Source organism: Frigoribacterium sp. CFBP 13605 (genome assembly GCF_014839405.1).
Lineage (GTDB): Bacteria > Actinomycetota > Actinomycetes > Actinomycetales > Microbacteriaceae > Frigoribacterium.
Genome location: NZ_JACYNS010000213.1, coordinates 1 through 1,104, shown reverse-complemented (window position 1 = coordinate 1,104; position 1,104 = coordinate 1). Strand labels below are relative to the sequence as shown.

At 74.5% G+C, this 1,104-nt stretch carries 1 protein-coding gene; it reads right to left on the bottom strand.

Going from position 1 to position 1,104, the window contains the following annotated elements; translation table 11 throughout:
* A partial coding sequence (locus tag IFT36_RS16095; protein ID WP_200413674.1) for an ABC transporter transmembrane domain-containing protein occupies positions 1–1,104 on the bottom strand: 1,104 nt, incomplete at both ends.

The window sequence follows — 1,104 nt, the reverse complement described above, 5'->3', positions numbered from 1 at the left end:
CGCCGGGTCGAGGCCGGCCGCGCCGGCCAGGTCGAGGGCGCGGACGACGGCCTCGGTGTCGGGCCCGTCCTCGTCGCCGAGGCCGACGTTCTCGGCGACGGTGCCGGACGACAACTGGGCGGACTGGCCCGACCAGGCGATCTCGTGGCGGGCGGGCGCGCGGCCCGACGAGCGCCAGACGGCCCGTCCCTCGCACGGCTCGAGCCCCAGCACGGCGTCGAGCAAGGTGGACTTCCCGGCACCGCTCGGTCCGACGACCGCGGTGACGCGACCCGTCTCGGCGACGAAGGAGGTCTCGGCCAGCCGCACCGCGCCTCCTCGGCCGACCGACACCCGGTCGACGACGAGCGCGTCGGCCTCGGGGAGGGCCGCGGCCGGATCGGCGTCGGTCGTCGCCCGGGACGACCGGGGCGTGACGTCGCCGTCCTCGTCGTCGAGCAGGTCGAAGACGTCGTCGGCCGCCGCGACCCCGTCGGCCGCGGCGTGGTAGTTGGCTCCGACCTGGCGGAGGGGCAGGTAGGCCTCGGGGATGAGCAACAGCACGAACAGCCCGGCGGTCAGCCCCAGCGACCCCTCGACGAGCCGGATGCCGATGGACACGGCGACGAGTGCGACGGACAGCGACGCCGCGAGCTCGAGCACGAAACCGCTGAGGAACGACACGCGCAGCACCGTGACCGTCTCGACCCGGTAGTCGTCGGTGATGCGACCGATCCGCTCGACCTGGCGCCGCTCGCGACCGAACGCCTTGAGCGTCGACGCCCCGCCCACGGCGTCGGCGAACGACGAGGCGAGGTGCGTCAGGCGGTCCCACTGCCGGGTCTGGGCGGCCCGAGTGGTCCACCCGATCAGGACCATGAAGACGGGTATCAACGGCAGGGTCAGCACGACGATCAGGGCCGACAACCAGTCGTGGAGCGCCATGACGACGATGAGCAGCGGCGTCGCCAGGGCCGTCAGCACCAGCTGCGGCAGGTAGCGCGCGAAGTACTCGTCGAGGGCGTCGAGCCCGGGGCCGACGAGCGTCGCGACGCGCGCCGAGGAGTGGCGGTCGACCCAGGCGCGCCCCCGGTCGGCGACCGCGCGGACGACCCGGGCCCGCAG